This is a genomic window from uncultured Actinobacillus sp., from assembly GCF_945915845.1.
Taxonomy (GTDB): domain Bacteria; phylum Pseudomonadota; class Gammaproteobacteria; order Enterobacterales; family Pasteurellaceae; genus Exercitatus.
In genome coordinates this window covers 1-6,168 of sequence record NZ_CAMEFX010000071.1, presented here as the reverse complement: position 1 = coordinate 6,168, position 6,168 = coordinate 1, and the positions used below count along the sequence as shown (strand labels likewise).

At 43.3% G+C, this 6,168-nt stretch carries 1 protein-coding gene; it reads right to left on the bottom strand.

Features of this window, described 5'->3' with window-relative positions; genetic code table 11:
• On the bottom strand, positions 1–6,043 hold a 6,043-nt coding region (locus tag Q0O89_RS10215; protein ID WP_293731590.1), incomplete at its 3' end, for a filamentous hemagglutinin N-terminal domain-containing protein.
• Between the last annotated feature and the right edge of the window lie 125 nt (positions 6,044–6,168).

Genomic DNA, 6,168 nt, shown 5'->3' with positions numbered 1-6,168 from the left:
TTTTACTGCTCCCCACCGATTTTGCAGATTTCACTGTCGAATCCACCGCTTGTATCGCTGCCGCAACGGCACCGGTTAAAGCTATCGTGACGCCTTTTTGCTCCATCGTGTATTTATAATTACTTTCATAATCCGAACGGGCGGCGGTAATATCGGCGGATTTGGCGAGAATATCGACATCGCCATTGACCGCAGTGACAACACTGCCTGTTTGTTGGTAATGATTGTCTGCTTGAAGGGTTGTGTTGCCTTTTAAGCTCCCCACTTGGCTACTTGCCGCGCTTTCTTGCGTGCGGTCTTGTTCTACTTTTTCTTTTTTCGAGCCTACACTAAAACCAAATCCACCACTGCCCATTAAGCCTGATTTGCTCCTTTTCTCAAAATCTTCTTCAAAAACACGATTTTCCGCTGCTTGAATGCTGATATTTTTTGCCTTAGCAACAAGATGGTTTTCTGCTACTACATTTGAACCCTGAACACTCACATTGCCGTTATTGGCTTGTAATACGACATTGTTACCATCAATGGCAGAGCCTTGCGCGCTATCATAACGGTGGTCATGTTTAGTCACCGAGGTGATAGTTTGCAAGGTGCCGTGGTGGGTGCTTTTTGCGCCGAAAGAGAGTTGCTCTTGGTTGCGGCCTTCTTGGATTTGTACATCGCCATTTGTTGAGCTAAGGGTAACCGTACCGTTGTCACTGTGTATGCCGGCTTGACGAAGTGCGGTGAGGTTTTCGCTTAGAATGTTCACGTCATTTTTTGCCGTCAGTTGACTGCCCACTTCTTGGGTTTGGTCTAGGCGATAATAGTTATCCCCATCTCCATTATAATGTTGTTTGTTGTGGGTGGTGACTATGCCAAGTTCAACCTGATTGCCTTGAATATGAATGATATCAGCGCTGAGATTGGCGGCTTTGACAGTGACATCTTTCGGGCTGTAAATCGTTAATTTTCCGCCGACATCAATGTCAGCTTGGCGGTCGATAGCGGTATGCGCAAAGGCATTTCCTGAACTATCCGTATTGGCACTACTACTTGTTTGACTGGCGATGTCCACACCTTGACCACCAAGCAATGTAGCAGAATCCAAGGCTTGAATTTTACCGCCGAGATTGACTAATCGTTGCTCTGCATTCAAATTAACCCTATTGCCTAATACGATGCCATGGTTTTGGATATTTTTCGCGGAAAGTGCGGTGAGATTTCCTCCTGCAATGGTGCCGCTATTTTGAATATCGCCATTGATGTCACCAACAATCTCGCGTGCCGAAATTAATGCGCCTTGTGGGGTGACATCCAGATTGCGCGCCACAAGATACACTTGCGGTGTTAAGACTGTTAAGGTTTTGCCGCTTGGTAAGCGCACTTCTTTGTTCACAAACCATACCATATCCGAAGTGAGTTCCGCCATTTGTTGTGCGGTTAATCCCACGCCAAGGCTAAGATTAAATTTATTGGCATAATAAATTCCACTATCCATCAAGGCTTTGTATTGTTCGAAGTCCGAGCTGTAGTTATCTAAAAAACGGCGTCCTGTGAGCTGGTTGATTTGTTCATTGACCAAGCGTTGTTCATAAAAACCGTCCCCCAAGCGTTTTTGGACATAGTTATGATCGTGACGCAGGGCGTTAAACATATAGTCTGAACTTAACCATTGTTTGCGGTCGGTAAATGTTGGATCGGTTTCCACTAAATAGCCGTTTGGTGCATCAGGGTTAATTTTATACAGGCTAGCTTGCGGTAGCCTTATATCGGCTAAATGGGTTTTAATCACAGGCTGCATATTCTGATCTAAATTGGCAGGATGAAGCGCTGAAACTTGCCCGGAAATGACCGCACTTGCTGCAGAATTTGATGTGGCAATAGTTTTTAATGTAATGGTATTAGCCTTTGATTGGCTAGCAATTTGAGTGTCGGTGCCGGTAATTTTATTGCCGATTTCATTTAACACCTTATTAAAGGCGAAATATTGTGTGGGATGTACGTCATTGATCTCGCCCGATTCTGTGCCATAAACCGCCCAACGTTTTTTACCTCTCGCCCCATAACGGCTATGTTTTTTTCCAAAACCTTTCCATTCACCTGTATCTTTAATATCGATCGTGCCAAGGATATCAATATTTTTTAAGGTAATATTGCCCGCTGTTAAATTCTTATTATTTTCGTTGTGGGTAAAAATGCGGTCACCCAATAATAGGGTTTTTCCTACGGAAAGGTTAGAACCATTATTTTCTAAATCGGCACCCGAAAGTGATAAATTTCCCCCAATTAAAATATTAGCCGGATCACGATATTCAATGGTGCTTGTCACGGTGTGGCGATTATAATCCCAATTTATCCAATAACGGGATGCAATTCTCGTGCCGTTGTTCAAAATGAAGTAGGAGTTAGAATCGTGTTTATCGTTATTTTTCAGTTCAAAACGGCCTTCACTGCCATCTTTATTGAGTAATGCATAGCGTGTTGAACTTTTTGCCGGCGCATATTCAATAATATGCTCATCGGTGTGATATTCCCCGAGTTTTAAATGGAGATCGTGATTTAATAATCGTTGGGTTTTAATCTCCCCATTTCCCAAGGCTTCAATGGTTGCACTGCCGTTATCGATGAATTTTGCATAGCCTTGTGCTTGGTTGTTTTCATCTAATTGCCCACCGATAGCCATATCACCAAGGCTGAATATGAGGCTATGATCTCGATTGACTAAGGTGCCTACGCCTAAATCTAAGCGATCTCGTGCGGCAATGGTGGCGGATGTTTCATCTTGATTGAGATTCTTAAGATGATTGGCTTGAATGGCTAAATGATCACCGTAAATTCGCCCCGTTCCTAAATTCTCTAATGTATGAGTTTTGATGATATTTTCCTGACCATCTAACAATCCATAGTTGGTAAGCGTGGCAGCATTGATCAAGGTACGGTTTGAGGAAATCTCTGTATGGGCAGGATTGAGGATATGATTCGCCGTAAAAGCCGCTTGGTTGCCAACCACTTGCTTGACGTTGTTGGTGAAATCGCCTTGTGTGCTAAAAGTGAGATTATTCCCCACTTCAAAGGCTTGGTTTAAGGTAAAACTGTCTTTTAAATCAATGGATAAATCGCCTGCGGTTTTTATTGTGCCTTCCACCTCTAAGCCTTTCGCCGTTAAATCAATCGTATTTTGACCTTGAATCAATCCATTTTGGTTATTGACCATCAGATCGCCATTGTTTTTGATTGAAATGGCATTGGCAGATAGCAGTTCACCCTGTTGGTTATCAATACGTTGGCCGGCGGTAATGGATGTTGTGTCTGCGCTATAAATTCCGCCGTTTTGATTATTCAAGGTTGCAGTTTTGATAGTCAGATTGTTGCCTTGTACCCCTTGTGTTGGCTCGTCTTCTGTCGCTTTTGTCTCTTGGTTATCAAGTTGTTGCGTCAAGATAGAAAGGTTATCTCCGTAAATGAATGAACCTAAGCGAGAGACTGCTCGGTTATCAATTTGTTGGGAAATAATTTTGCCAAGATGTGAAACAATATAACCTGCTCGGTTATCTAAGGCATATTGGTTTGTATTAACAATAAGCGTGTTATCCGCACGAATCAAACCTTGCTGATTATTAATATTTCCTGCATTTATTTCTGCTAGTTTTTTTGCAAAAATTGTCCCTTTTTGATTGTTAAGTGTATGGTTGGCTATATCAATAACAAGGGTATTTAATGACGTAATATTTCCTTGTTGATTTTCTATACCTAACGTTTGCAATGATAATGTATTTTTAGCTGAAATATAGCCTTGTTGATTATTCAATATCGTTGGGGTAGTCAGTGCTAAGTCCCCATTCAAAGAGACTATCGTACCTGCTTGGTTATCAAGATGTGTTGCATGAAGTTGTCCATCTTGCCCGATAAGTATTTCACCAGACTGATTTTTTAACCGTTCAGCTTGGATATTGGCATTGCTACCCGATATAATATGTCCCTGCTGATTGACAAGATCATTTGATTGAATTGTCAGATTACCTAACGCCACAATACCTTTGTCTTGTGCTTCGGTTAAAGTTTGTTGGTTGGACAGTCTTTGCCCTTGCGTATTAATGTTGACATTTTGATGGGACTGAATGAGTCCTGCATCATTGACCAATTCTCCAGAAGTTAGACGTAAATCTTGTTTTGATGCGAGTATACCTTGGCTGGAATCTACTTTTCTGTTGTTTGCATTAATCGTTAGTTGACCTTCAGCCAAAAAACGCCCTTGTTGGTTGTTGAGCCCTGTGGCATTTACCGTTAAATCCCCTTGAGTTTTAAATGTACCGCCCTGATTTTGCAGTGTATCGAGAACATCGAGTGTTAATGTATCCTTACCCGTCTGCTCCCAAACCGCATTTTGCGTGTTAAGTGCGGTTTGTTTTGTCGTGATTTTTTCTGCTTTGATTGTGCTGTTTTGCGTTTGCAGTGTTTTCGGGGTTGCGAGGGTTAAATCACGGTGGGCTACAATCGTAGCGTTGTTCGCTTGAATGTCGCCTTGCATGGCTTTGGCTTCAATGGTATGTGCAGATGTTTGGCTGTTATCTAAGTTAATCTCTTGCCCATTGACCTGAATTTTACCCGAAGCGAGGTTTTTGCCTTGTAAGGTGGTTTTGCCTGTAGTGCTTACAGTGAGATTTTTACCTTGCGTTGAATGTTGTTCAAGGGTTCGCGTTTCGCCATTTGGTGTGTCTTTAATCTCTACGCCTGCGGCAATCAAGGATGATGTTGATGCGGTAACAGTTGGGGCTTGGTAGTGAATATTACCCTTGGCGACCGTTTCGCCTTGTTGGTGAATGCCTTGTTTTGCTGTTTGATGAATATTGCCTGAGCGTGCGACAACAGAGCCATTTTGCTGAATGTCAGCCGGTGTATTAAGTGTAATGTCGTTTTGACGGTTCTCGACTTTGCCTGTGTTTTCAATGCCTTGTTTACCGGTTAGTTGGATGTTTTGGTTGGCATTGACCGTGCCTTTATTGACGATACGACCTTGGCTGTCAATATACACTTCACCTGCACTCGCCCCAATATGCCCGGCATTACGCACGCCTAACCCTTGTTCGGTGCCGATAAGATAGATTTTTCCGGCATACATACCGCCTAATTCGCTTACGTCAACGGCGTATTTTTCGCTTTGTTGGGAGGGAGTAGTAGAGGGTTTGGTATGGGTGATGATGAGATGGTCATTATCATTTTTAGTCGCGGCAGTTTCAGTGCGTTGAACACGGTTTTCGCCTGTCACCACCGTTAATTTTTTGTTCGACCAAATGCCTGCGTTGATTTCTGTTTCACGTGCGATGATTTCCGTGTAATCCACGCGGCTGTTGTCCAACCCTTTACCCGATACCTTAACTTTGCCTTTTTCTACGTCAAAACCGGTGACTTGCCCGTCTTTGATTTTTGGGTTACCTGTGGTCAACGTGGCGCGCCCTGAGTTAATCACACCACAGCCGTCGCAATGAATACCGCTGGGGTTGGCAATAATCACATCCGCTTTTTTGCCCGCCACTTCCACATAACCGCGCAATTGGCTTGGGTTGGCTGAATTCACTTCATTTAAAATCACACGCGCTTCACCGCGCGCCAAATAAGGGTTACCTGTGACCAAACCGCCTTGCTGGGTTTGCACGGTGGTGCGGCTGTTGTTTAAAATCGCGCCTTTTTCTGCCACGTCAAATTGCGCATATTTATTGTGAGAAAGCCTCTTACTGTTCGGGGTTTGGATATTGACTTGCGGAATGCCGTTGGCGGTGGAGAGAATAATCGGTTGTTGATTGACCGGCGCAGTTTTATCGGCACGAATTTCAAGGTTTGCCAGCGCGACTTGAGGTACCACCAACGACACAAAACCCAACGCACAAAACAAGCTAAAACTTAAGGAAGAGAGTGTTAAAACAGAACCAAAACGCACCGCACTTTTTACCGCATCCCCATCCCCAACTGGTGATGATTTATCCGCCGTTTTAGCCAATTCTGACGTCACCACCCAACGCAACAAAGTGCGGTTGAAAATCACGCGGAATTTGGTTTTGTTCATAGGGGGCTCCTTATTTTATTGATTTTAAGTTGAAAATTATGTGCCTATAAATAGTTAAAACGAATACCCAACATTAAATGCCGTATAAAGGTTAGACGTTCTAAATCCATCGGGTTTGCTGATTG